Origin of the sequence: Stenotrophomonas sp. TWI273 (assembly GCF_039674765.1) — a bacterium.
GTDB lineage: Bacteria > Pseudomonadota > Gammaproteobacteria > Xanthomonadales > Xanthomonadaceae > Stenotrophomonas.
This window is the reverse complement of the sequence record NZ_JBDJOA010000029.1, coordinates 1-22,774: the sequence shown is the minus strand read 5'-3', so window position 1 is coordinate 22,774 and position 22,774 is coordinate 1. Positions and strand designations below refer to the sequence as shown.

The window sequence follows — 22,774 nt, the reverse complement described above, 5'->3', positions numbered from 1 at the left end:
GCGCCAGGTTGCATCCAGCATCGTGCGGAGCCGGCCAGCGGCCGGCACTACCCGTGCAGCACGACGATCGTGCGGAGCCGGCCAGCGGCCGGCACTACCTTTTCCTTATGGCAGCGGCGGCAGCAGGCCGGCGCCGAGGCGGTTCCAGGCGTTGATCACCGCGATGCCCATGCTCAGATCGCTGATGCCCTTCTCATCGAAATGCAGGGCCAGTGCGTCGTAGGCCGCATCGGACGGCGCTGCGCTGCTCAGCCGGGTCAGCGCTTCGGCCCAGCCCAGCGCGGCACGCTCGCGCGCATCGAAGAAGCGGCTCTCGTGCCAGGCCGGCAGCGTATCGAGCTTGCGCGGTTCGATCCCCCCCTTGCGCAGGGTGGTGCCGTGCATGTCCATGCAGTAGCCACAGCCATTGATCTGCGAGACCCGCATGAACACCAGCTCCATCAATACAGGATCGATGGAGCTGTCGTGGACGGCCTTGCTGGTGGCCAGCAGGCCCTTGAAGGCCTCAGCGGCCAGACGGGTGTAGGGAACGCGGGGCGAAGCGGACATGTGGGTACTCCATGACGGCCGCAATGGCCGTCTTCATCAGGAGGACGCGCCAGCCTCGCGCGCTGTGACAAGCGCGGTGAGTTTTTCCGGATTGAGCACGCTGAGCACGCGCACGATGCGCTCCCCATCGACCGTGATCATCGTGACCGAGTGCAACTGGTCCCCGGCAAAACGCAGGATCGCCGGCTCGCCGTTGACCTGGCCGAGCTGGGCGGGATGCTGGCCATTGCGACGGGCGATCGCCCAGTACAGCTGCGCGATACGCTCAGCGCCCAGCAGGGGGCGGATCGCCGCGGTCACGCGACCGCCGCCATCGGAGATCATCTCGGCGTTGGCGTCGAGCAGCGAGCGGATCGCCGTCAGGTCGCCCTGCTGCGAGGCGTCCATGAAGCGTGCCAGCAGGTCGCGGTGCTGCGCGGGCGAGACCGCGAAGCGTGGGGCGCCGGTCTGCAGCCGCTGCCGCGCCCGGTGCACCAGTTGCCGGCAGTTGGCGGGGGAGTGCTCCAGCAGCGGGGCGATGTCCGGGTAGTCGTAGTCGAACACGTCCTTGAGCAGGAAGGCAGCACGCTCGTCCGGCGTGAGCTGCTCCAGCAGCGCCAGGAACGCCACGGAAACCTCGTCGGCCAGCGCGTGGCGCTGGGCCGGGTCCTGCAGCGGATCCGGGTCCAGGGTGATCTCCAGCGGCTCGGGCAGCCACGGCCCCACGTAGTCCAGGCGCGCGCTGCGCCGGGCGCGCAGCCGGTCCAGCCCGAGCCGGGTGGTGGCGGTGACCAGCCAACCCTCCGGATCGCGGATCACGGCGGTGTCGGTGCCCTGCCAGCGCAGCCAGGCGTCCTGGACGGTGTCCTCGGCGTCGCTGCGGCTGCCCAGCAGGCGGTAGGCCAGGGCGAACAGGCGGGGGCGGTGGGTCTGGAAGGTATCGGTCGGGGTCATGCCGGGAGGACGCGGCCGGGCAGACCGCTGTGACAAGGCTGGGCAGCCACTGTGCACCAAACCGGGCCACCGCGAGCGATTCTCAACGCCGAGGGGCGGTCCTTGTTAAAATCGGCGGTTCAACCCCCGCCAGCCTCCAGCAAGCGAGCAAGTCGTGACATCGATCAAGCAGGAAGACCTCATCCAGTCCATCGCCGACGCGCTGCAGTACATTTCGTACTACCACCCGGTCGATTACATCAAGAGCCTCAACGCTGCCTACGAGCGCGAAGAGTCGCCGGCCGCGAAGGAGGCGATGGCCCAGATCCTGATCAACTCGCGCATGTGTGCCGAAGGCCACCGGCCGATCTGCCAGGACACCGGCATCGTCACCGTGTTCCTGGAAATCGGCATGAACGTGCGCTGGGACGACGCCACGATGGGCGTGGAGGACATGGCCAACGAAGGCGTGCGCCGCGCCTACAACTATCCGGACAACAAGCTGCGCGCCTCGGTGCTGGCCGATCCGGCCGGCAAGCGCATCAACACCAAGGACAACACCCCGGGCGTGGTCAACGTCAAGGTGGTGCCGGGCGACACCGTCGAGGTGATCGTCGCGGCCAAGGGCGGCGGTTCGGAAGCCAAGTCCAAGTTCGCCATGCTCAACCCGTCCGACTCGATCGTGGACTGGGTGCTCAAGACCGTGCCGACCATGGGCGCCGGCTGGTGTCCGCCGGGCATGCTCGGCATCGGCATCGGCGGCACCGCCGAGAAGGCGATGCTGCTGGCCAAGGAGTCGCTGATGGAGCCGATCGACATCAACGAGCTCAAGGCCCGTGGCGCCTCCAACCGTGCCGAAGAACTGCGCCTGGAACTGTTCGACAAGGTCAACGCGCTGGGCATCGGCGCGCAGGGACTGGGCGGCCTGACCACCGTGCTGGACATCAAGGTCAAGGATTTCCCGACCCACGCGGCCAACCTGCCGGTGGCGATGATCCCGAACTGCGCGGCCACCCGCCATGCGCATTTCACGCTGGATGGCAGCGGCCCGGTGATGCTGGATCCGCCGTCGCTGGAAGACTGGCCGCAGATCACCTATGACGCCTCCAAGGGCACCCGGGTCGATCTGGACACGATCACTCCGGAAGACGTCGCCAGCTGGAAGCCCGGCCAGACCCTGCTGCTCAACGGCAAGCTGCTGACCGGCCGCGACGCCGCGCACAAGCGCATGGTTGAGATGCTGGACAAGGGCGAGCCGCTGCCGGTCGACCTCAAGGGCCGCTTCATCTACTACGTCGGCCCGGTCGATCCGGTGCGCGACGAAGTGGTGGGCCCGGCTGGCCCGACCACCGCGACCCGCATGGACAAGTTCACCCGCCAGGTGCTGGAACAGACCGGCCTGCTGGGCATGGTCGGCAAGGCCGAGCGCGGCCCGGCGGCGATCGAGGCGATCCGTGACAACAAGTCGGCCTACCTGATGGCGGTCGGCGGCTCGGCCTACCTGGTCTCCAAGGCGATCAAGGCGGCCAAGGTGGTCGGCTTCGCGGATCTGGGCATGGAAGCGATCTACGAGTTCACCGTGCAGGACATGCCGGTGACCGTGGCGGTGGATTCCACCGGCGAGTCCGTGCACCAGACCGGCCCGCGCGAGTGGCAGGCCCGCATCGGCAAGATTCCGGTCGTCGTCGCCTGAGGCTTCCCGTCGCGATAACGCTGCACACGAAAACGGCGCCCCAAGGGCGCCGTTTTTCGTGGCTGAGGCGGGCAGGCACCGACCGTTGGCCAGTGCTTCTCCTCAGCGGCGCGCGTCCACCAGCATGCGCACCGCCAGCGCGCCGAGCACCGTACCCATCAGGCCGCGCTGCACCGTCTGCCAGCGCGGGCGTCCGGCCAGGAAGGTGGCAATACTGCCGGCGGCCAGTACGATCAGTGCGTTGACACTGACGCTGGTCGCGATCTGCACCAGCCCGAGCACCACCGATTGCACCATCACGCTGCCATGCCCATGGGGCTGGATGAACTGCGGCAGCAGCGAGAGATACATCACGGCGATCTTCGGATTGAGCAGCGCGGTGAACAGCCCCATGCCGAACAATCTGCGCGGGCTGTCATGGTCCAGCGTGCGCAGCTGGAACGGCGAACGTCCGCCAGGGCGCAGCGCCTGCCAGGCCAGGTACAGCAGATACGCCGCGCCGGCGAAACGCAACACATCGTAGGCATGCGGCACTGCCATCAGCAGCGCGGTGATGCCCAGTGCCGCGCACACCAGGTACACCAGAAAACCCAGCGCGACACCGCCCAGCGAGATCAGCCCGGCGGTGCGTCCCTGGCAGATCGAGCGCGAGATCAGATAGATCATGTTCGGCCCGGGCGTCAGCACCATGCCCAGCGAAATCAGACCGAAGGCGAGCAGAGCGGACGAATCGGGCATGGGAGGATCCTGGGCTGGCGGCGGGGCAGAAGACGCATTCTGCGAGCGTCCGCGGCGCAGTGGCAGAGACAGAACGCGTCCCCATCGCCCGTGCTCTGTACCCATGTGATGGCACGGAGCGCGGGCGCATACTGTGCGCCTCCCTCAAGAGGCCCTGAGCATGCGCACCACGTTGTATGGATCGCCGAGTACCGCCGCCCTGGTCGTTCATTGGCTGTTGCTGGAACTGCAGATCGAGCACGATCTGGTGCTGCTGGATTTCGACAAGCGCGAGCACAAGGATGCAGCGTATCTCGCCTTGAATCCGGCGGGCCTGGTGCCGACGCTGGTGCTGGACGGGCAGGTATTGACCGAAGCGGCAGCGATCGCGCTGCATCTGGCAGACCGCCATCCGGAAGCGGCCCTGCTGCCAGCCCCGGGGACTGCCGACCGTGCCGAGGCGTACCGCTGGATGTTCTGGTGCGCCAATACCGTGCAACCGGCGTATCGGGCGTGGTTCTACCCGCAGGAAATGGCGGGCCCCGAGCACGTGGACGCGACCCGCCAGCGGGCGCGCGAGCGGCTGGAAGGCGCGTGGCAGCATCTGGCCGAGCATCTGTCCACGCGCGGCCCGTATGTGCTGGGCGAGTCGTTGAGCGTGGTCGATTTCATGCTGGTGATGCTGATGCGCTGGTCGCGCAACATGCCCACGCCCAGTGACACCTGGCCGGCATTGAAGGCCTACGCCGATCGTCTGAAAGCACGGCCGGCGTTCGCCGAGGTCTACCGGCGCGAGGGCATCACCGACTGGCGTTGAAGGACGTCAGTCGATGTGCGCCTCGAAGATGCGACGCGCGCCGCAGCCGATGTAACGCAACAGGCGTCTGCGACCGCGCCGGGAACCCCGGCCTTAATTCGGAAAACAAGCAGTGCTACATTCCGGGCATGCACACATGCCGGCCACGGCCGGATGCTTTCCACACGGAGCACGACGATGCCGAGGATGCTTTCCGCCCTGCTGTTGATCCTGCTGGTCACCGCCTGCAGCAGTGATGGCGATTTCCACACCGCCCCGCCCAGCCTGCGCGAGGTCACCGCCGCCAACCAGTGCATGCAGCAGTGCCAACGCCAGTACGACAGTTGCATGACCAACCGTACGGGATTTGGCAGCGGCGACAGCTGTGGCGCCGGGGTGGCGACCCAGCGCGATGCGAAGTGCGACAAGATCGACAACCCGGACCTGCGTAAATCATGCCAGGCCAGCAGCGACTACTGCCGCAACCGGCTGCCGGCGCTGACCTGCGGGGAGGATATCAACCGGTGTACCAGCCGCTGCGGCGGCAGCTGAGGCGCGGTTTTACGCCGGTAGGATCTCCAGCACCGTCTCTGGCGGCCGGCACAGGCGTGCACCGCGCGGGGTCTCCACGATCGGGCGGTTGATCAGCTCCGGGTGGGCGACCATCGCCTCGATCAACGCGGCATCGGACAACGCATCGTCGTCCAGCCCGAGCGAACCATAGGCCGGCTCCTTGTTGCGCAGCAACGCACGCGGGGCGATGCCCATGCGCGTGATCAGCCCTGCCAGCGTGGCACGGTCCGGCGGGGTCTTGAGGTACTCGATCACCACCGGCTCGATGCCGTGCTCACGCAGGATCTCCAGCGCCCCGCGCGAGTTGCTGCAGCGCGGGTTGTGCCAGATCGTCACCGCCATCAATACCACTCCAGCAGCGACACACCCAGGCCGACATAGGTGGCCTTGTGGTTGTAGTCGATCATGCTCTCGCCGTAACCATCGAAGATCTGCACATGGCCGCGCAGCAGGTTGCTGATCGGGAAGCCGTAATCAAGCTGCAGCGCGCCGTGCGAGCGATCACCGCCGCGCAGCGAGTGCCGCGCCATCAGCGAGACCTCGTGGCCGTTCTTGTTCCAGGTCAGGGTCGCGTCGCCGCGGCCCATGTAATCGGAGATGTCCGGGTTGTTGTCGTCCTTGCGGTCTTCCGGGATGCGATACCACGGGCGCAGCACCAGCGCCCAGTTTTCCCGGTCCAGGCCGACGGTGGCGATCACCCGGTTCCAGCTGCGCGACAGGGGATCGGCGCGGCCGTTGGACATGTGGTTGACGCCGATCCCGCTCATGCGCCCGCGCCAGCCGCCGATCGAGTAGCCGTTGCGGAACATCATCATCACTTCCGGCTCGTAATTGGTCTCACGGAACGGGCGCGAGTTGTCGGCGTTGTAGGCCTGCCAGCGCGAGCTCTGCGTGTAGCCGGCCCAGATGTCGCCGTTGTCGCCGAACAGGTTCTCCACGATCTTGGTCTTGAAGCTGAGCTGGAACTTCAGTTCCGCGCTGTCCAGCTGCTGCGAGGTGGTGACCGTGTTGACCGGATTGGGCGACTGCGGCATCTGGTTCTTGTCGCTGGTCCAGAACGCGGGCAGCAGGTAGACCGGCTTGTAGGCGCGCAGCTGGAACGCGCCAAGCTTGGAGTCCTGCGCGAGCTCCCAACGGCTGTCGAGCAGCGAGCCCTTGCCGGCATTGGCCAGCGCATCTTCATGGCCGTCGTTCTTGAACACTTCTCCGAGGCGCTGCTTGACCCGCTGCGTCGCGGGCGCGTCGGCGTCGGCACTGCGGGCGGCATGACGTTCTTCCCGGCGCTCCTGCTTGGCGGCGGTGGCGGCGGCATCGGCGGCCAGCGTCACGTCGGGCGTGCGCCCGAACAGCGTGTCGTAGCAGGCCAGGCGCGCTGCGTCGGTGTCCACCAGTGCGCAGGCCTCCGGTGACGCCGGCTTCGGTGCCGCCTCCTGTGCTGCGGCGGGCAGGGCGGTGCCGGCCAAGGCCAGGGCAGTGAACAGGACGGAACGGGAATGGGGCATGGTCATGGGAGCAGGGCCGCGTGACAAGAATGAATGGGTCAACCGGCACAGTGTGGCCGCTGAGGAATAATCCCGCCAGCGCACGACACGGTCGATCTGATCCGGTTTATGCCGGTCAATGGTGTGGTCAGGGCGTGAAGCCCCGGTCTGGCGGTGACCTCAGAAGAACCAGGCGAACGCGAACAGGCCCAGCATCGCGATCACCAGCGCCAGCTTGAGCGCGAACCCCAGCAGGATGCCAAGCCAGGTCGCCAGGCCCACCTTGGTGGAGCGGCCCAGCTCGCGGGTGTGCCAGTACTCGCCCAGCAGTGCGCCGGCGAGCGGGCCCACGAACAGGCCGATCGGCATGAAGAACACCCCGACGATGCTGCCCAAGAAGGTTCCCCACAGGGCCTTGCGGCTGGCACCTACCCGCTGTGCGCCGACCACCGTGGCCAGGATGTCCACGGCGAAAGACAGCAGGGTCAACAGGCCCAGGACCGTCAGCGGCAGCCAGCCCACATGGACGAAATCGTCGGCCCATGCCGCCAGCACCAGCCCGGCGAACACCAGCGGGATGCCGGGCAGGGCGGGAAGAATCACGCCGGCAATGCCGACGAGCACCAGAACGACGGCTAGCAGGTACAAGATGAATGAATAGTCCATGCTGTCCAGTATGGTTCCTGAAATGGGGTTGACATCCGAAGGTTTTGGCCAGTTGCTTTTTCGTTTTGCTCGGGTTAAGTTGCAGACGCTGAGCTTGGCAAGGTCACCGTGGATCGTGGCCTGATGATGGTAGATCTTCCAGATCCGCTGCATCGTTGCACCCCGCTTCCCCTTGCTGTCAGCCGCCTGTACGGGTGTATCCAACAACAAGACAGTTAGGGAGTAGCTGAGATGGCTGAGAAGGGCACCGTCAAGTGGTTCAACGACGCGAAGGGTTTCGGGTTCATCAGCCGTGAGAGCGGCGAAGATGTGTTCGTGCACTTCCGTGCGATCGAATCCCAGGGCTTCAAGAGCCTGAAGGAAGGTCAAGCGGTCGAGTTCGAAGTGGTCACTGGCCAGAAGGGCCTGCAGGCCGACAAGGTCAAGCCGCTCTGAGCGCAGACCGGGTCCTGCCTGGTTGAAACACGAAAAGGGCCCGCTTGCGCGGGCCCTTTTTTGTCTACGTGTGCGTTGCGCCGATCAGCGCAGGATCACCTTGCCGTTGACCACGCGGACGTAGGTGTTCTCGCGGATGCCACCCAGATCGCGCTGGTTGACGACCACGGTACGGCCGTCATCCATGCGCACGGTGATGTCGAAGGTATCGCTGGTCACGTTCTTCTGGATCTGGTTGCCGGCCAGCGCACCACCCACCGCGCCTGCGGCGGCGGCGATGTTCTTGTTGCCGCGGCTGCCGCCGGTGTGGTCGGAGATCTCATGGCCGGCGACCGCGCCGACGATGCCACCCAGCACCGCGCCGGTCGCGCTCGGCGCGCTGCGGCCCGAAGCGACCTGGTTGATGCGGGTCACGATGCCGCAGTCGGCACACCGGTTGGTGTTGTAGTTGCCGCCGGAATTGCCGTACCCGTTGTTGTAGCCACTGCTGCCGTAACCCGGCGAGGTGGTGGCACAGCCAGCCAGGGCGACGGTGGCAACGGCAGCGGCGGCAATCAGTTGAATCTTCATGGTGTATCTCCTGGCCAGAGGGGTGGTCGAATGCGTCTGGTGCGCATGGAGCAGATCGTGTCCTGTGCTGCGTGAACAGCGTGCCAATCCCGGGCCGCCAGCGTGGCTGGAAGATGAATCAGCGGAAATCCTGGTGGCAGGCCTTGCAGTCCGCCTGGATCTTCTCCACCAGCGTGGCCATGCCCGGGCAGTCGGTCGGCGGTGCGGCCAAGGCCTCATTGAGGGTGGCGCGCAGGGCGCTGGCGTGCTGCTGGAAGCCTTGGCTGTCCTTCAGGCCGGGAAAGGCCAGGTCCAGATCATTGGAGAGCGAGCGCAGCGTCTGCAGCCGCGGCACGGTGTCGGCCAGGCTGCAGCGGTTCTGCGCCTGCGCGGCCTGCAGCAGCTGCACCTGGCGGTTCATCACGTGCATCAGCGAATCGGGGAAGGGATCCTGGCGGGCCTGGATGGCGCGCGAGACCATCACCGTGGCGATCAGGCCGATCACCAGGCCAAGCAGGCCGACGAACAGGTAGCGGTACGCGGCGGACGGGCGGCGCTGCGGGGTCACGGGGTCGTTCATGGTGAGGGCTTCGGTGAGGGTGGCTGCGGCGATGGTACGACGCGTCCTGTCCACGGCGCGTCCCGGCCGGGCCTGGGCGCATTAAAATAGGCGCATGAACGACTTACTGCGCGAACGATTTGCCGGCATCGACCGGTTGTATGGAGTAGGCACCGTGGATCTGCTCGCCAGCCGCCGGGTGGCGGTGGTGGGCATGGGCGGCGTCGGCTCGTGGGTGGTCGAGGCGCTGGCGCGCACGGCGGTCGGGCACCTGACCCTGATCGATGCCGATGACATCTGCGTGTCCAACACCAACCGCCAGCTGCCGGCGCTGGCCGGCCAGTACGGCCGCAACAAGGCCGAGGCGATGGCCGAGCGCTGCCGCGCGATCAACCCGGACATCAGCGTCGATGCGGTTGCCTCGTTCCTGACCGTGTCCAACATGGTCGAGCTGCTGGACCGCGATTTCGATCTGGTGATCGATGCCTGCGACAGCTTCCGGGTCAAGGTCGAGACCATCGCCTGGTGCCGCCGCCGCAAGCTGCCCATTCTCACCGTGGGGGCGGCCGGTGGCCGTACTGATCCCACCTTGGTGCGGATCCGCGATGTCTCGCGCACCGAACACGACGCAATGATGGCGCTGATCCGCAAGAAGCTGCGCAGCGATTTCAACTTCCCCAAGAACGCCTCGCGTTACTTCGGCGTGCCGGCGGTGTACTCGCTGGAAAACGTGAAGTACCCGCAGGCCGACGGCAGCGTGTGCGGCATCCGCCCGAACCTTGGCGCCGACGCGGCGCTGAAGCTGGACTGCGGCGCCGGGCTGGGCGCGGCCACGCATATCACCGGCGCGTTCGCGTTCGCGGCGGTCGGGAAGGCGCTGGAGATGTTGATGAAGAAGCCGGCCACGGTGGTCACGGCCGACTGAGCCGCTATCGGCACGGCAGTGGACCGGCTCACGCGTTCAACGCAAGGCCGGGCCGGTCCGCGACGACGGTCGCCACAAAGTCCATGACCGTGCGTACCGAGGGTGACCGCCGGAGGTCACGGTGCACCACCAGCCAGATGTCACGTGAGAACGGCGCTCCGTCATGCGCCAGCTGAATCAGTCCTGGCGCGGCATCACCCAGAAAGCGCGGCAACCCGGCCACGCCCGCTCCGGCCAGAGCAGCTGCCCGATGACTGCTGATGTCGCTCAGTTCGCACGACACGGCACGGCTTCCTGCGATCTGCAGCAGCCACTTCTGCTGGGGCATGTCAGCAAACTGCGTGTCATAGGCAATGAAGGCCCACTCTTCGGGCCGACGGGTGGCGACGTAATCGTGGCTGGCATAGAGAGCGAACGACATTCGTCCGATTCTGCGCACAACGCTGCTGGCTTCCTTGGGACGGACGAGCCGCAGAGCCACATCCGCCTCGCGGCGGGCGAGTGATACCTGCTGGGCTTGGGCCGACACGGAAAGTTGAATGCCGGGCTGCGCTGCCCGGAAGTCGGCAACCCGTTCCGCCAGCAGGTGCGCCACCAGCACTGGCGGTGCACTAAGGGTCACCCTGGCATTGATAGCCTCCTGGCTGGCCCGGCTCGCGCGGGCGACAGCAAATGCTGAGGTGTCCATGGCCTTGGCGTGCTCGTAAATCTGGACGCCCATCGCGGTAAGGCGGATGGAGCGTGGCAAGCGCTCGACCAGCGCAACCTGCAGTTCGACCTCCAGGGCCGCAACACGACGGCTGACGGTTGCATGGTCGACATGCAGCGCCCGAGCCGCGCCTGACAAGGTGCCGTCGCGCGCAACCGCCAAGAAATGACGGAGATTCTCCCAGTCGAACATCGGTGCGTTTTCGCAGGTCTGGAGTGTGATTTCGGGGAATTTTCGAGGGTGCCAACCAAGCCTAGCATGGACGGTCTCTTATGCTTGTGGGACCCCAAATGGCAGCTTTTTCTGCTTCCGCGCGCGGTACGCTCTGGGCCGCCGCGTTCGGCTTCGTCGTGGTGCTGCTGGACATCAGTGTGGTCAACGTTGCACTGGATGCCCTGCAGCGTGAATTTTCAACTGATGTGGCCGGCCTGCAGTGGGTGGTCAACGCCTACACCTTGGCATTCGCCGCACTGCTGCTGACAAGCGGGGCGCTGGGCGACCGCTTCGGCGCGCGCCGGCTCTATCTCTCGGGCCTGGCGGTGTTTACTCTGGCGTCGGCTGCCTGCGGGCTTGCGGGCAGTCTGCCTGTGATGGTGGGAGCCAGACTGATCCAGGGCATGGGCGCGGCGCTGCTGGTACCCAACTCGCTGGTCATGGTGCAGCGGGCATTTCCGGACAGCCAGGCGCGTAGTCGTGCCGTCGGGTGGTGGGGCGCTCTCGGGGGAGCGGCGCTGGCTGCCGGTCCCGTGCTGGGCGGAGTGCTGGTAGCGCATGCAGGCTGGCGCAGCGTGTTTCTGATCAATCTTCCGGTTGGTTTGATCGGGATCTGCCTGACGCTTCGGCATGCGGCGCCGTCCGGCGGCGGGCATCGGCGTGGCCTCGATTGGAGTGGGCAGGTGGCTGCCATGGTTGCGCTGGCAGCGACGACCATGACCCTGATCGAGGCAGGTCAGCTGGGTTGGGCGCATGGCGTGGTGCGCGGAGGGGCCCTGTTGGCGCTCATGTCCCTCACCGCCTTCCTCTGGATTGAAGCTCACAGCACCTCACCCATGCTGCCATTGAATCTGTTTCGAAATCACACGTTCTCCATCGTCTCGCTGGCAGGCGTCGCGGTGAATTTCGCCTATTACGGTCTGATTTTCGTGTTCAGTCTGTTTTTTCAGATGCAGCAGCATCTGTCCCCGCAACAGACCGGGCTGGCCTTTCTGCCGATGACCCTCGTTCTGGTCGCACTCAATGTGGTGGCGGGGCGCCTGATTACGCGGCTCGGTCCCAGGTTGCTGATGTTCATGGGTCTTGCGCTGGCAGGATCGGGTTACCTGTTGTTGATGCGGGTGAGCATCGGGGGCCATTACGCGCTGTTGATCGTACCGATGCTGATGGCGGCAAGCGGGGTCGCCTTGGTGGTGCCGACCATGACCAACGCGACGCTTGCATCGGTCGACCGGTCGCGGGCAGGCATCGCCTCCAGCGTACTCAACTGTGCGCGACAGGTCGGCGGCATGCTGGGTGTCGCCCTGTTTGGCAGCCTGATCGGCGATGGCGCGCCGGATGCGTTCATGCATGGCATGCACATCTCGATCGGCATGTCGGCGGGAGCGTTATTGCTGGCGAGCGTCCTGTGCTGGTCTGGCATGCGGCCGGGGCCACTCCACCCGTTGCGCGCTTCAGGAGAAGCCGTGAAGCCCGAATAGGGTGCGCGCATTGGCCGTGGTCTGCGCGGCAATCACTTCGGCCCGCTCCCCGCGCAGCCGCGCCACCGTCGCCAGGATCACCGGCAAGCGTGCCGGTTCATTACGCTCTCCGCGGATCCCCGCATCCGGCTGATCCGGCGCGTCGGTTTCCAGGAGCAGCTGCGCCAGCGGCATGCTGGCGACCAGACGGTGCAGGCGCTGGGCGCGGTCATAGGTCAACGGGCCGCCCAGTCCGATCAGGAAGCCCAGCTGGTGCAGTTGCCGTGCCTGCTCGGGGCTGCCGGAGAAGCTGTGCACCACGCCGCGCAGCCCGCCGATCTGCTTGATCGCCGCGATCACCGCATCTACCGCGCGGCGCGCATGTACGATCACCGGCAGGTCGAACTCGCGTGCCAGCCGCAGCTGGCCCAGGAAGTAGTGCAGCTGAGCGTCCACGTCCAGACTCTCCACGAAGAAGTCCAGCCCGCATTCCCCAACCGCGCAGGGGCGCTCGCGTTCGAGCCACGCACGCAGCGCCTCCAGGTGTTCGGGGCGGTGCTGGTCCAGAAACATCGGGTGCAGCCCGTAGGCCGGGTGCAGACCATCGGCCAGCCGGCAGGCATCGCGCAGGCCGGGCCAACTGGCGGCAGTGATGGCGGGAACGACCTGGGCCATGACGCCGGCCGCGCGCGCGCGCGCGATCACCTCAGGGCGATCCGCATCGAACTCACCCGCATCCAGATGGCAGTGGCTGTCGATCAACCTCACGCGCGGCGCTTGGCCGGCAGCGGCGGCGGAAGCTTGTCGCCGCGTCGCTTCCAGTTGGCCAGCAGCAGCGTGCCCAGGCCGAACAGGATTTCATCCACGAACGGCAGCGGGTCGGGAATCACCAGCGTCACCGCGAACAGCGCGGCGGTGATCTTGAACAGGGTGGGGTAGCGCAGCCGACGCGCCCATTCCAGCACCGGCAACAGTATGGGATTGGACATGAGGCACTCCTGGGCAGATGCTGTAAACGCTATCACGAGCTCAAGGCTCACCGAACCTGAATGGGCGGCAGGATGTTCACGATCCGTGGAGATTCCGTTCAGGGTGGCCGTGCTGGAATTCACTCAAGAACGTTGCGGATCGTCCGCAAGGAGCCGGTTATGAAAAGTACAACTACTACTGCGTTGGTCGCTGCGGGTGCGCTGCTGGTTGGCGGTATCGCCACCGCTGCCTTCATGAAGGGCGGCAGTTCCTCGCCCGATGCGGTGACCGCTGCTCAGACCCGGCCCACTCTGGACACCACGCCGCTCGCCGACGATGGCGCGCGCACCGACCAGCTGGCCATTGAAGACAAGGCGGGCAAGCTGGAATACGCCGACATCGTCAAGGTCGATCCGTTGACCAAGAAGGAAAAGGCGTACGCCACCGTGATCGGCACCGAGCCGGTGCGGGAGACGTCCAGCACCCAGACCCCGCATGAAGTCTGCCAGGACGTGGTGGTGCAGGAACGCCTGCCCGAACGCGACGGCAACGTTGGCGGTACCGTCGCTGGTGCCGTGATCGGCGGCCTGCTGGGTAACCAGGTCGGTGGTGGCAATGGCCGCAAGGCCGCCACGGCCGCTGGTGCTGTCGCTGGCGGCATGATCGGCAACCAGGTGGACAAGCGCCATGTGGGTGGCCGCGTGGTCAACCGCACCGAGCGCCAGTGCCACACCGAAACCGCCACCTCCGAGTCGACCCGCGTGACCGGCTACAACGTCACCTACCGCAATGAAGACGGCACCACCGGCACCATGCGCATGGCCAGCAAGCCGGGCAACCGCATCCCGATGGGCACCACCAATGCGGTCACCGGTTACAACGTGACCTACCGTTACGACGGCGCCGAGAAGACCGTGAAGATGGACAACAAGCCGAGCAGCGATCGCCTGCCGGTGATCGATGGCCAGCTGGTGACCCAGACCGCCGCACTGGATGCGAACAGGCAGTAAGTTCCTGCAGCTCGAAAGCACCACCAGCACGCCGGCCACTGCCGGCGTGCTGCGTTTTGGGGTGCGCCGCACGGCCTGCCGATCACGGCATCTGCGATCATGCCGGCACGCATGCAACACACGAGGACGCCATGAGCATTTTCGACCTCCAGCTGGAGACCGACCGTCTGATCCTGCGCCCACCGCGCGCCGAGGATTTCGATGCCTTCCTGCGCTTCTGCTCGGACCCGGAGGTGATGCAGCACCTCGGTGGTGTGCAGGCCCCGTCGCAGGCCTGGCGCAGTTTCAGCTGCCTGGTCGGCAGCTGGCATCTGTACGGGTTTTCGATGTTTTCGGTGATCGAAAAGAGCAGCGGTGAGTGGGTCGGGCGCATGGGCCCCTGGCAGCCGCTGGACTGGCCGGGCACCGAGGTCGGCTGGAGCATCCGCCGCGAGAGCTGGGGCAAGGGCTATGCGCCCGAAGCGGCGGTGGCCAGCATGGACTGGGCGTTCGACACGCTGGGCTGGGACGAGGTCATCCACACCATCGATGCCGCCAACGAAAACTCCAAGGTCGTCGCGCGCAAGCTGGGCAGTTCGCTGTTGCGCATGGGCGAGCTGCCGCCGCCGCACGCTGGCAAGCCGATAGAGATCTGGGGCCAGTCGCGGCAGCAGTGGCAGCAGCGCCGCGCCGGCCAACGGTGATGCTGCACCCGCGCTTGGCAAAGGCGATCGGGTGAGGCCAGACTCGGCATCGCGGGCGAGCCGCCCGCGGTGCATGCGCAAGAGGGTAGCGATGACGTCGTTGCGGGCTCCATTGACGGTGTACGGCATGTCCGTATCGGGCAACTGCCACAAGGTGCGGATGCTGCTGGAGCAGCTGGGCACGCGCTACCACTGGGTCGAGGTCGACAGTGCGCACGGCCAGACCCATACGCCGGATTTCCTGGCGATGAACCCCAATGCCAAGGTGCCGCTGGTGCAGCGCGATGACGGGCGTGTGCTGCCCGAATCCAACGCGATCCTGTTCTGGCTGGCCGAGGGCACACCGTATCTGCCCACGGATGGCTGGGAGCGCGCACAGACGCTGCGCTGGATGTTCTTCGAACAGTACAGCCACGAACCATGCCTGGCGGTCGCGCGCTTCATCAGCGGCTGGACGCCGCTGGAGTCACCGCGCCGTGCCGAGCTGCCGCGCCTGCGTGAGCGCTCGGCCCAGGCGCTGGCGGTGATGGAGGAGCATCTGGGCACGGCGCCGTGGTTCAGTGGCCGCGCCTACGGCATCGCCGACATCGCACTGTTCGCGTACACCGATGTCGCGGCGGATGGCGGCGTCGCGCTGGCACCGTATCCGGCCGTCCAGGCCTGGCTGCAGCGCGTGCGCGAGCAGCCGCGCTTTGTCCCCATGCCCACACCGCTGCCGGAGGTGCAGGCCCTGTTCGCGCAGTCCCGCTGAGTTCGTCCGGTTATCCGCCTACGCAACACGTCACGGAGGGTGATGCATGTTTGCCGTGGTTCCCGATCCGATTCCCGCGCGCATGAAGGGCCTCAACCGGGCCGAGATATGCGACGCCAACTTCATCGATTTCGTGCAGCAGTGGCGTGGCGATCCTGCGCCGAGGCCAGCCCCCGGCAGCCCCATCCTGCCTGGCAGTTCGCTGGACGCGCAGGGCTTTGCCGACCTCTTCGAGTCGCAGCTGATCAGCCGCCATCTGGACCTGATGGCACGCGTGCTGCGCGTGCAGAACAAGGTCTTCTATACGATCGGTTCGTCTGGCCACGAGGGCAATGCGCTGGTGGCGCGCCTGTCCCGGCACACCGATCCGGCGTTCCTGCACTACCGTTCCGGCGGTTTCATGGCCGAGCGCTTCCGCAAGCTGCCCGGCATGGACCCGGTGATGGACGCGGCGCTCTCGTTCGCAGCCAGTCGGGACGATCCGGCCAGCGGCGGGCGCCACAAAGTGTGGGGCAGCAAGCCGCTGTGGGTATTGCCGCAGACCTCGACGATCGCCTCGCACCTGCCCAAGGCCCTGGGCACCGCGCTGGCCATCGAAAGCGGGCGACGCATCGGTCACACGCTGCCGATTCCCGAGGACAGCGTGGTGATCTGCTCCTTCGGCGATGCCTCGGCCAACCACGCCACCGCGCAGACCGCGTTCAACACGGCGGCGTGGGCGGCCTACCAGCGGCTGCCAGCGCCGATCCTGTTCGTCTGCGAAGACAACGGCATCGGCATTTCGGTCAAGACCCCGGACGGCTGGATCGCGCAGAGTTTCGCGCACCGCCCGGGCCTGGATTACTTCTTCGCTGATGGGCTGGATCTGGTCGAGGGGCATGCGCAGGTCGAGCGCGCGCTGGCGCATTGCCGGCAGACCCGCCGCCCGACCTTCCTGCACCTGCGCACCACGCGTTTGATGGGCCATGCCGGCACCGATTTCGAGATCGAATGGCGGCCGTTGCCGGAGCTGTGCGCGGCCGAGGCCAGCGATCCGCTGCTGCGCTCGGCGGCGATCGCCCTGCAGTCCGGGTGGATGACCGCCGCGCAGGTGCTCGATCTGTACGAGCGCGTGCGCGCGCGCTGTTTCGCCGCGGCCGCCGAGGCGGATCGCCGCCCGAAACTGACCGATCTCGCGGAAGTGATCGCACCATTGGCGCCGTACTCGCCGGCGGCGGTCCATGCCGAAGCCACGCGGGTGGCTGCCGATGACGCGCGTGCCGCCGCGTTTGGAGGTGAGGCGCAGCTGCCCGAGACACAGCCGCCGCGCCATCTGGCGATCCAGATCAACCAGGCGCTGCACGATCTGATGGCCAAGTACCCGGCCACGCTGCTGTTCGGCGAGGACGTCGCGCAGAAAGGCGGGGTGTACACAGTCAGCAAGGGTCTGCTCAAGGCCTTCGGGCCGCGCCGTGTGTTCAATACCCTGCTCGATGAAACCATGATCCTGGGCATGGCACAGGGCCTGGCCAACCTGGGCATGCTGCCGATCCCCGAGATCCAGTACCTGGCGTATCTGCACAACGCGGCTGACCAGCTGCGTGGCGAGGCGTGCTCACTGCAGTTCTTCTCCAACGATCAGTACCGCAATCCGATGCTGGTGCGCATTGCCGGGCTGGGCTACCAGAAGGGCTTCGGCGGGCATTTCCACAACGACAACTCGATCGCCGCGCTGCGCGACATCCCCGGCCTGGTGGTCGGCTGTCCCTCGCGCGGCGACGATGCGGCGATGATGCTGCGTACCTTGGCCGCGCTGGCGACCGTCGACGGCCGGGTCGCGGTGTTTCTCGAGCCGATCGCGCTGTACATGACCAAGGACCTGCACGCGCCGGGCGATGGCCAATGGCTGTTCCCGTATCCGGCCGCCGACCAGGCACTGGTACCCGGCGAGGGCCGGGTCTACGCGCCGGAGGCCAGTGACCTGGTCATCTTCACCTACGGCAATGGCGTGCCGATGAGCCTGCGGGCGGCGAGGGCGATCGAGCAGCAGCTGGGCTGGCAGGTGCGGGTGGTCGATCTGCGCTGGCTGGTGCCGCTCAATGCCGGTTTCATCGCTGGCCAGGCTGCCGATGCCCAGCGGGTGCTGGTGGTCGATGAGGGGCGGCACAGCGCGGGGGTGGGGGAGGGCGTGATCACCGCGCTGGTCGAGGCCGGGTTGGGGCACCTGCCGATCCGGCGGGTATGCGGGGCCGATACCTACACGCCGCTGGCGGGGGCAGCATTGTGCGTGCTTCCAAGCGACAATGCGGTATTGAACGCCGCCCTCGCGCTGGCGCAGGACCATTGATACATGTGTGGATTGGCAGGCATGTTGCTGCCCGCTCCGGCAAGGGAGCAGGCAGCACTGGAAGAACAGGCGCGGCGCATGGGCGACGCATTGGTGCACCGCGGCCCGGATGACAGCGGGGTGTGGGCCGATGCCTCGGCCGGCATCGCGCTGGCGCATCGCCGGCTGAGCATCCTGGACCTGTCGCCGCTGGGGCATCAGCCGATGACCTCGGCCGATGGCCGCTACGTGCTGGCCTACAACGGCGAGGTCTACAACTTCGCCGAGCTGCGCGCCGAGCTGGAGGTCCTGGGGCATGGGTTCCGCGGCCACTCGGATACGGAAGTACTGCTCGCCGCGATCACCGAATGGGGCTTCGACGAGACCCTGCAGCGCAGCAACGGCATGTTCGCCATCGCGCTGTGGGACCGCGCGGAGCGCTGCCTGTGGCTGGCCCGCGACCGGGTCGGCAAGAAACCGCTGTACTACGGCTGGGCCGGTGAAACACTGGTGTTCGGCTCCGAGCTCAAGGCCCTGTGGCAGCACCCGGCCTTCGACAACGAGGTCGACCGCGATGCGCTGACCCTGTTGCTGCGGCTGGACTACATCCCGGCGCCGCACTGCATCCACGAACGTTGTTTCAAGCTGATGCCGGGTCGCGTGCTGCGGCTGGATGCCGAGGCGGTGGCCGCCGGCGCTGCCGCGCATCGCCCGGACCAGTTGCAACAGCCGTTCTGGAACGCGCGCGAGCGCATGCAGCAGGCCCTGGCCGCGCCGTTCACCGGTAACGATGCCGAGGCCGAAGAACGTCTGGATGCCGTGCTGCGCGACGCGGTGGCGCTGCGCATGGTGGCCGATGTGCCGGTCGGCGTCTTCCTTTCCGGCGGCACCGATTCTTCGGTGGTGGCCGCCTTGATGCAGGCGCAGTCGAGCCAGCCGGTGCACAGTTTCAGCATCGGCTTCACCGGCTCGGACCATGACGAGGCGCCGCTGGCCAAGTCGCTGGCCCAGCACCTGGGCTGCGATCACACCGAGCTGTATGTCAGCGGTGCCGATGCGTTGGCCGTCGTGCCCAGTCTGCCGGCAATGTTCGATGAGCCCTTCGCCGATGCCTCGCAGGTGCCCACGGCGCTGGTCGCCAAGCTGGCGCGGCAGGGCGTGACCGTGGCGCTGTCCGGCGACGGTGGCGATGAACTGTTCTTCGGCTACACCCGTTACCAGCGTGCGATGCGCAACTGGCGCCTGCTGGGCAAGGTGCCTGCGCCGCTGCGGCGCTGGATGGCCCGCCATGCGCACACGCAGGGCGAGGCATCGCGCACCGGCGGGCTGGCGGCGCTGCTGGCCGAGTCCGGCGCGCGTGGGATTGGGGATGTCTACCGCAACCGCATTTCGCGTTGGCGTGATCCAGTGGCCGCCGTGCGTGGCGCGCAGGCGGCCGGCAGCTTCTACGACCTGGCCGATCCGCTGCATGGCGCCGGCTCGCCGGCGGACGCGATGATGCTGGCCGATTTCAGCACCTATCTGCCAGATGATCTGCTGTGCAAGGTGGACCGCACCAGCATGGCAGTCAGCCTGGAGGCGCGTGCACCGCTGCTGGACTGGCGGGTGGCCGAGTTCGCCTGGTCGCTGCCGATGGCGATGAAACAGCGCGATGGCGTCAGCAAGTACCTGCTCAAGCGCGTGCTGGGCCGCTATGTGCCGCAGGATATGGTGCACCGCCCCAAACGCGGCTTCGGGGCCCCGGTCAGCGCGTGGCTCAAGGGCGACCTGCGTGGCTGGGCCGATGAACTGCTGGATCCGGCGCGGCTGGCCGAGGAGGGGGTGTTCAACGTCGAGGCGGTCGCCCCGCTGTGGCAGCAGTTCAAGCAGGGCGAGCGCAAATGGCACACGCATCTGTGGAACGTGCTGATGTTCCAGGCCTGGCAGGCGCATTGGCGCAACGCACGCGCCGGCGTGACGCGCGCGTAGTGCCGCGCGTGCGGGTGCGGACGTAAGGCAGCCACCCATGGGGTGGCTCTACCGTATGTGGTGTCGGCCGTAGCGCCACGCCATGCGTGGCTGACGCCGCCTTCACCGTTGCCGAAGGTGGGCCCGCCTAGGCTGGGCCTTTCCCCCAACGGAGCGAACGTGATGGCCGAATACAAGATTGCCGTACTGGTCGGCAGCCTGCGCAAGGGCTCGCACAACCAGGCGTTGGCTCACGCGCTGGAGAAACTCGCCGCCGGCAAGGCGGTGTTCTCCTACGTGGAGATCGGTGACCTGCCGTTGTACAACCAGGATTTCGACAAGGATTACCCCAGCCAGGGCGTCCGCCTGAAGCAGCAGATCCGGGAGGCCGATGCGGTGCTGTTCGTCACCCCCGAATACAATCGCTCGGTCCCGGGCGTGCTCAAGAATGCCATCGACCTGGGCTCGCGCCCGTATGGCGACAGCGCCTTCGCCGGCAAGCCCGCGGCGGTGATCGGCGCCTCGATCGGGGTGATCGGCACGGCGCTGGCCCAGCAGCACCTGCGCAACATCCTGGCCTACCTGGACATGCCGGTGCTGGGCCAGCCCGAGGCCTTCCTGCACTTCAAGGAAGGGCTGATCGACGCGCACGGCACGATCAGCAATGAGGGCACCAGGGACTTCCTGCAGGGCTTCGTGGACAAATTCATCGCCTGGGTCGGCACCCACGGCGGCACGCACTGATCCACCGCGGGCGGGTCATGCATCTGCGATAATGGCGTGGACGGGCGCCGCAAGGGCGTCCGTCGCACGCGATGCGACGGCCCCGGCCGATCGTACCGGCAGGCGCCGGTATCCCCAGCTCATCCACTGCTTATCCACAGGTTTGTGCATGGCTGCGGGGCGCCCCGCGTGCCTACCATGTCCTACGCCTCACACTGCAGGAAATACGCCCCCCATGTCCGCCCGTTCTGGCTTCCGTTCCGACCGCAAAGACCGCGGTGACCGCTTTGATCGCGATGAGATGCGCATCGACGCCCTGCGCGTGCCGCCGCATTCGATCGAGGCCGAACAGGCGGTGCTGGGCGGGCTGATGCTGGCCCCGGAAAGCTATGACCGGGTCAACGACCAGCTGACCGAAACCGACTTCTACCGCCGCGATCACCAGATGATCTACCGCGCGATCCGCGAGCTGTCCGAACGCGATCGCCCGTTCGATGCGGTGACCCTGGGCGAGTGGTTTGAATCGCAGGGCAAGATGGAGCTGGTGGGGGATGGCGCGTACCTGATCGAGCTGGCCAGCACCACGCCGTCGGCCGCCAACATCAGTGCCTACGCGGAGATCGTGCGTGACAAGGCCGTGCTGCGCCAGCTGATCCAGGTCGGCACCGACATCGTCAACGACGGCTTCCAGCCCGAAGGCCGCGAAAGCAGCGAGCTGCTCTCGGCAGCGGAAAAATCCGTGTTCGCGATCGCCGAACAGGGCGCGCGCGGCCGCACCGATTTCGTGGCGATGCCCGGTGCGTTGAAAGACGCCTTTGAAGAGCTGCGCAACCGCTTCGAGAACGGCGGCAACATCACCGGCCTGCCGACCGGTTATACCGATTTCGATGCGATGACCGCCGGCCTGCAGCCGACCGATCTGATCATCCTCGCCGCGCGCCCGGCCATGGGCAAGACCACGCTGGCGCTGAACATCGCCGAGTACGCCGCGATCAAGTCCAAGAAGGGCGTGGCGGTGTTCTCGATGGAAATGTCGGCCTCGCAGCTGGCGATGCGTCTGATTTCCTCCAACGGCCGCATCAACGCCCAGCGCCTGCGTACCGGTCAGCTGGAAGATGAGGATTGGAGCCGGGTGACCGGTGCGATCCGGATGCTGAAGGAAACCAAGATCTTCATCGACGATACGCCCGGTGTGTCGCCGGAGATCCTGCGTTCCAAGTGCCGCCGCCTCAAGCGCGAGCACGACCTGGGCCTGATCGTCATCGACTACCTGCAGCTGATGAGCGTGCCGGGCAACAGCGAAAACCGCGCGACCGAAATCTCGGAAATCTCGCGTTCGTTGAAGGGCCTGGCCAAGGAGCTCAACGTGCCGGTGATCGCACTGTCCCAGCTCAATCGCTCGCTGGAAACGCGTACCGACAAGCGCCCGGTGATGGCCGATCTTCGCGAATCCGGCGCTATCGAGCAGGATGCGGACATGATCGTGTTCATCTACCGCGACGACTACTACAACAAGGAAACGTCGCCGGACAAGGGCTTGGCCGAGATCATCATCGGCAAGCATCGAGGCGGCCCGACCGGCTCGTGCAAGCTCAAGTTCTTCGGTGAGTACACCCGCTTCGACAACCTGTCGCACGACTCGGTGGGTTCGTTCGAGTAACGCCGAAGGCGTTACGGTCGTGCCGGCCGCTGGCCGGCTCCCGTGGAACCGTCATCGTGCAGACCCGGCCAGCGGGCGGCACTGCCGTTTCATCGGCGCATCCTGGGCTTCGTCGCAAACCCGTTGCAGTGCGCCCGGGCAGGGCGCGATGGTGGTCTCCGGGCGGCAGGGTGCCGTCAACGGAGACCAACGATGAAGACCCTGTTCGCCTTGGGCGTGTGGTGCCTGCTGTTCGTGCTGTGCTGGCCGCTGGCGCTCCTGGCCCTGGTGGCGTGGCCGTTGGTGTGGCTGGTCAGCCTGCCGTTCCGCCTGGTCGGCATCACGTTCTCGGCGCTGTTTGCCTTCCTGCGTGCGCTGTTGATGCTTCCGGCGCGGCTGCTGGGTGGCGGGCGCGTCGCAACGGCCTGAACAAGAATGGGATCGGGTAGTGGGGGGCGCGGGGCGCGGGGCGGGGGGGTGTGGCGGGGGGGGGGCGGGCCCGCCCCCCGC

The 22,774-nt window shown here is 66.7% G+C and carries 25 protein-coding genes; 14 read left to right on the top strand and 11 right to left on the bottom strand.

Annotated elements, in window-relative coordinates; translation table 11 throughout:
- Positions 1–105: 105 nt before the first annotated feature.
- Both ABE571_RS18120 and ABE571_RS18115 read right to left on the bottom strand, forming a co-directional pair.
- Positions 106–549, bottom strand: a complete 444-nt coding sequence (locus ABE571_RS18120) for a carboxymuconolactone decarboxylase family protein (protein WP_346464627.1) — start codon at positions 547–549, stop codon at positions 106–108.
- A gap of 36 nt (positions 550–585) precedes the next feature.
- The gene (locus tag ABE571_RS18115) at positions 586–1,482 is read right to left on the bottom strand and encodes an RNA polymerase sigma-70 factor (RefSeq protein WP_346464626.1); all 897 of its coding nucleotides are present in this window, start codon (positions 1,480–1,482) and stop codon (positions 586–588) included.
- 154 nt (positions 1,483–1,636) lie between these two features.
- Here ABE571_RS18115 and ABE571_RS18110 point away from each other — a divergent pair, with 154 nt between their 5' ends.
- The gene (locus ABE571_RS18110) at positions 1,637–3,154 is read left to right on the top strand and encodes a fumarate hydratase (RefSeq protein ID WP_019185911.1); all 1,518 of its coding nucleotides are present in this window, start codon (positions 1,637–1,639) and stop codon (positions 3,152–3,154) included.
- A gap of 102 nt (positions 3,155–3,256) precedes the next feature.
- Here the strand turns inward: ABE571_RS18110 and ABE571_RS18105 are convergent, their stop codons facing one another.
- Positions 3,257–3,892 carry a LysE family translocator gene (locus ABE571_RS18105; protein ID WP_313218840.1) on the bottom strand — a complete coding sequence of 212 codons (636 nt, stop codon included), beginning with the start codon at positions 3,890–3,892 and terminating at the stop codon, positions 3,257–3,259.
- 160 nt (positions 3,893–4,052) lie between these two features.
- Between ABE571_RS18105 and ABE571_RS18100 the strand changes: the two genes are divergently transcribed.
- Together ABE571_RS18100 and ABE571_RS18095 are read left to right on the top strand one after the other, a co-directional pair.
- Positions 4,053–4,688 carry a glutathione S-transferase family protein gene (locus ABE571_RS18100; RefSeq protein ID WP_313218839.1) on the top strand — a complete coding sequence of 212 codons (636 nt, stop codon included), beginning with the start codon at positions 4,053–4,055 and terminating at the stop codon, positions 4,686–4,688.
- A 177-nt stretch (positions 4,689–4,865) separates the two neighbouring features.
- A complete protein-coding gene (locus tag ABE571_RS18095; RefSeq protein WP_313210307.1) occupies positions 4,866–5,219 on the top strand; it encodes a hypothetical protein in 354 nt (117 codons plus the stop codon).
- A 9-nt stretch (positions 5,220–5,228) separates the two neighbouring features.
- Here ABE571_RS18095 and arsC read toward each other — a convergent pair whose 3' ends face one another.
- From arsC to ABE571_RS18080, 3 genes are all read right to left on the bottom strand, one after another.
- The gene (arsC, locus tag ABE571_RS18090) at positions 5,229–5,582 is read right to left on the bottom strand and encodes an arsenate reductase (glutaredoxin) (protein WP_313218836.1); all 354 of its coding nucleotides are present in this window, start codon (positions 5,580–5,582) and stop codon (positions 5,229–5,231) included.
- Positions 5,582–6,748, bottom strand: a complete 1,167-nt coding sequence (locus tag ABE571_RS18085) for a phospholipase A (RefSeq protein ID WP_346464624.1) — start codon at positions 6,746–6,748, stop codon at positions 5,582–5,584. Before ABE571_RS18085 ends, arsC begins: the two co-directional genes overlap by 1 nt.
- A gap of 153 nt (positions 6,749–6,901) precedes the next feature.
- Positions 6,902–7,387 (bottom strand): DUF456 domain-containing protein, encoded by a 486-nt coding sequence (locus tag ABE571_RS18080; protein WP_346482778.1) that lies wholly within the window; start codon positions 7,385–7,387, stop codon positions 6,902–6,904.
- Between the two features lie 231 nt (positions 7,388–7,618).
- Between ABE571_RS18080 and ABE571_RS18075 the strand changes: the two genes are divergently transcribed.
- A complete protein-coding gene (locus tag ABE571_RS18075; protein WP_019185917.1) occupies positions 7,619–7,822 on the top strand; it encodes a cold-shock protein in 204 nt (67 codons plus the stop codon).
- An 84-nt stretch (positions 7,823–7,906) separates the two neighbouring features.
- Here ABE571_RS18075 and ABE571_RS18070 read toward each other — a convergent pair whose 3' ends face one another.
- Together ABE571_RS18070 and ABE571_RS18065 are read right to left on the bottom strand one after the other, a co-directional pair.
- Positions 7,907–8,392 (bottom strand): glycine zipper 2TM domain-containing protein, encoded by a 486-nt coding sequence (locus ABE571_RS18070; RefSeq protein ID WP_019185918.1) that lies wholly within the window; start codon positions 8,390–8,392, stop codon positions 7,907–7,909.
- Positions 8,393–8,510: 118 nt separating this feature from the next.
- A complete protein-coding gene (locus ABE571_RS18065; RefSeq protein ID WP_346481735.1) occupies positions 8,511–8,951 on the bottom strand; it encodes a hypothetical protein in 441 nt (146 codons plus the stop codon).
- A gap of 94 nt (positions 8,952–9,045) precedes the next feature.
- On the opposite strand from ABE571_RS18065, the gene ABE571_RS18060 reads away from it, so the two are divergent.
- On the top strand, positions 9,046–9,855 hold the full coding sequence (locus ABE571_RS18060) for a tRNA threonylcarbamoyladenosine dehydratase (RefSeq protein ID WP_346482726.1): 810 nt from the start codon (positions 9,046–9,048) through the stop codon (positions 9,853–9,855).
- 28 nt (positions 9,856–9,883) lie between these two features.
- Here the strand turns inward: ABE571_RS18060 and ABE571_RS18055 are convergent, their stop codons facing one another.
- Positions 9,884–10,756 carry a LysR family transcriptional regulator gene (locus ABE571_RS18055; RefSeq protein WP_346482725.1) on the bottom strand — a complete coding sequence of 291 codons (873 nt, stop codon included), beginning with the start codon at positions 10,754–10,756 and terminating at the stop codon, positions 9,884–9,886.
- Positions 10,757–10,854: 98 nt separating this feature from the next.
- Between ABE571_RS18055 and ABE571_RS18050 the strand changes: the two genes are divergently transcribed.
- A complete protein-coding gene (locus ABE571_RS18050; RefSeq protein WP_346482724.1) occupies positions 10,855–12,258 on the top strand; it encodes an MFS transporter in 1,404 nt (467 codons plus the stop codon).
- Here ABE571_RS18050 and ABE571_RS18045 read toward each other — a convergent pair.
- Both ABE571_RS18045 and ABE571_RS18040 read right to left on the bottom strand, forming a co-directional pair.
- Entirely contained in the window at positions 12,232–13,005 is a 774-nt protein-coding gene (locus tag ABE571_RS18045) for a TatD family hydrolase (protein ID WP_346494339.1), read from the bottom strand. The genes ABE571_RS18050 and ABE571_RS18045 overlap by 27 nt on opposite strands.
- The gene (locus ABE571_RS18040) at positions 13,002–13,226 is read right to left on the bottom strand and encodes a DUF6116 family protein (protein ID WP_152152652.1); all 225 of its coding nucleotides are present in this window, start codon (positions 13,224–13,226) and stop codon (positions 13,002–13,004) included. The genes ABE571_RS18045 and ABE571_RS18040 overlap by 4 nt, the downstream gene beginning before the upstream one ends.
- A 159-nt stretch (positions 13,227–13,385) precedes the next feature.
- On the opposite strand from ABE571_RS18040, the gene ABE571_RS18035 reads away from it, so the two are divergent.
- From ABE571_RS18035 to ABE571_RS18000, 8 genes are all read left to right on the top strand, one after another.
- Positions 13,386–14,216: a glycine zipper 2TM domain-containing protein gene (locus tag ABE571_RS18035; protein WP_123730792.1), complete on the top strand. Its 831-nt coding sequence runs from the start codon at positions 13,386–13,388 to the stop codon at positions 14,214–14,216.
- A 131-nt stretch (positions 14,217–14,347) separates the two neighbouring features.
- Positions 14,348–14,899 (top strand): GNAT family N-acetyltransferase, encoded by a 552-nt coding sequence (locus ABE571_RS18030; RefSeq protein WP_313210286.1) that lies wholly within the window; start codon positions 14,348–14,350, stop codon positions 14,897–14,899.
- Between the two features lie 91 nt (positions 14,900–14,990).
- Complete coding sequence (locus ABE571_RS18025; protein ID WP_313210284.1) at positions 14,991–15,650, top strand: glutathione S-transferase family protein; 660 nt, start codon at positions 14,991–14,993, stop codon at positions 15,648–15,650.
- Between the two features lie 46 nt (positions 15,651–15,696).
- Positions 15,697–17,976 (top strand): thiamine pyrophosphate-dependent enzyme, encoded by a 2,280-nt coding sequence (locus ABE571_RS18020; protein WP_346494337.1) that lies wholly within the window; start codon positions 15,697–15,699, stop codon positions 17,974–17,976.
- A gap of 3 nt (positions 17,977–17,979) precedes the next feature.
- Positions 17,980–19,923 (top strand): asparagine synthase (glutamine-hydrolyzing), encoded by a 1,944-nt coding sequence (asnB, locus tag ABE571_RS18015; protein ID WP_346494335.1) that lies wholly within the window; start codon positions 17,980–17,982, stop codon positions 19,921–19,923.
- Between the two features lie 162 nt (positions 19,924–20,085).
- Positions 20,086–20,646, top strand: coding sequence for an NADPH-dependent FMN reductase (locus ABE571_RS18010; protein ID WP_313210278.1), 561 nt, complete (start codon positions 20,086–20,088; stop codon positions 20,644–20,646).
- Positions 20,647–20,860: 214 nt separating this feature from the next.
- Positions 20,861–22,285: a replicative DNA helicase gene (locus ABE571_RS18005; protein WP_121037974.1), complete on the top strand. Its 1,425-nt coding sequence runs from the start codon at positions 20,861–20,863 to the stop codon at positions 22,283–22,285.
- A gap of 192 nt (positions 22,286–22,477) precedes the next feature.
- Positions 22,478–22,693, top strand: a complete 216-nt coding sequence (locus tag ABE571_RS18000; protein WP_102787997.1) for a hypothetical protein — start codon at positions 22,478–22,480, stop codon at positions 22,691–22,693.
- Positions 22,694–22,774: the final 81 nt, after the last annotated feature.

Excerpts from the sequence above, each read along its gene's own strand:
- ABE571_RS18120 (WP_346464627.1), bottom strand. The coding sequence starts at position 549 with ATGTCCGCTTCGCCCCGCGTTCCCTACACCCGTCTGGCCGCTGAGGCC.
- ABE571_RS18115 (WP_346464626.1), bottom strand. The coding sequence starts at position 1,482 with ATGACCCCGACCGATACCTTCCAGACCCACCGCCCCCGCCTGTTCGCC.
- ABE571_RS18105 (WP_313218840.1), bottom strand. The coding sequence starts at position 3,892 with ATGCCCGATTCGTCCGCTCTGCTCGCCTTCGGTCTGATTTCGCTGGGC.
- ABE571_RS18100 (WP_313218839.1), top strand. The coding sequence starts at position 4,053 with ATGCGCACCACGTTGTATGGATCGCCGAGTACCGCCGCCCTGGTCGTT.
- ABE571_RS18095 (WP_313210307.1), top strand. The coding sequence starts at position 4,866 with ATGCCGAGGATGCTTTCCGCCCTGCTGTTGATCCTGCTGGTCACCGCC.
- arsC (WP_313218836.1), bottom strand. The coding sequence starts at position 5,582 with ATGGCGGTGACGATCTGGCACAACCCGCGCTGCAGCAACTCGCGCGGG.
- ABE571_RS18085 (WP_346464624.1), bottom strand. The coding sequence starts at position 6,748 with ATGACCATGCCCCATTCCCGTTCCGTCCTGTTCACTGCCCTGGCCTTG.
- ABE571_RS18080 (WP_346482778.1), bottom strand. The coding sequence starts at position 7,387 with ATGGACTATTCATTCATCTTGTACCTGCTAGCCGTCGTTCTGGTGCTC.
- ABE571_RS18075 (WP_019185917.1), top strand. The coding sequence starts at position 7,619 with ATGGCTGAGAAGGGCACCGTCAAGTGGTTCAACGACGCGAAGGGTTTC.
- ABE571_RS18070 (WP_019185918.1), bottom strand. The coding sequence starts at position 8,392 with ATGAAGATTCAACTGATTGCCGCCGCTGCCGTTGCCACCGTCGCCCTG.
- ABE571_RS18065 (WP_346481735.1), bottom strand. The coding sequence starts at position 8,951 with ATGAACGACCCCGTGACCCCGCAGCGCCGCCCGTCCGCCGCGTACCGC.
- ABE571_RS18060 (WP_346482726.1), top strand. The coding sequence starts at position 9,046 with ATGAACGACTTACTGCGCGAACGATTTGCCGGCATCGACCGGTTGTAT.
- ABE571_RS18055 (WP_346482725.1), bottom strand. The coding sequence starts at position 10,756 with ATGTTCGACTGGGAGAATCTCCGTCATTTCTTGGCGGTTGCGCGCGAC.
- ABE571_RS18050 (WP_346482724.1), top strand. The coding sequence starts at position 10,855 with ATGGCAGCTTTTTCTGCTTCCGCGCGCGGTACGCTCTGGGCCGCCGCG.
- ABE571_RS18040 (WP_152152652.1), bottom strand. The coding sequence starts at position 13,226 with ATGTCCAATCCCATACTGTTGCCGGTGCTGGAATGGGCGCGTCGGCTG.
- ABE571_RS18035 (WP_123730792.1), top strand. The coding sequence starts at position 13,386 with ATGAAAAGTACAACTACTACTGCGTTGGTCGCTGCGGGTGCGCTGCTG.
- ABE571_RS18030 (WP_313210286.1), top strand. The coding sequence starts at position 14,348 with ATGAGCATTTTCGACCTCCAGCTGGAGACCGACCGTCTGATCCTGCGC.
- ABE571_RS18025 (WP_313210284.1), top strand. The coding sequence starts at position 14,991 with ATGACGTCGTTGCGGGCTCCATTGACGGTGTACGGCATGTCCGTATCG.
- ABE571_RS18020 (WP_346494337.1), top strand. The coding sequence starts at position 15,697 with ATGTTTGCCGTGGTTCCCGATCCGATTCCCGCGCGCATGAAGGGCCTC.
- asnB (WP_346494335.1), top strand. The coding sequence starts at position 17,980 with ATGTGTGGATTGGCAGGCATGTTGCTGCCCGCTCCGGCAAGGGAGCAG.
- ABE571_RS18010 (WP_313210278.1), top strand. The coding sequence starts at position 20,086 with ATGGCCGAATACAAGATTGCCGTACTGGTCGGCAGCCTGCGCAAGGGC.
- ABE571_RS18005 (WP_121037974.1), top strand. The coding sequence starts at position 20,861 with ATGTCCGCCCGTTCTGGCTTCCGTTCCGACCGCAAAGACCGCGGTGAC.
- ABE571_RS18000 (WP_102787997.1), top strand. The coding sequence starts at position 22,478 with ATGAAGACCCTGTTCGCCTTGGGCGTGTGGTGCCTGCTGTTCGTGCTG.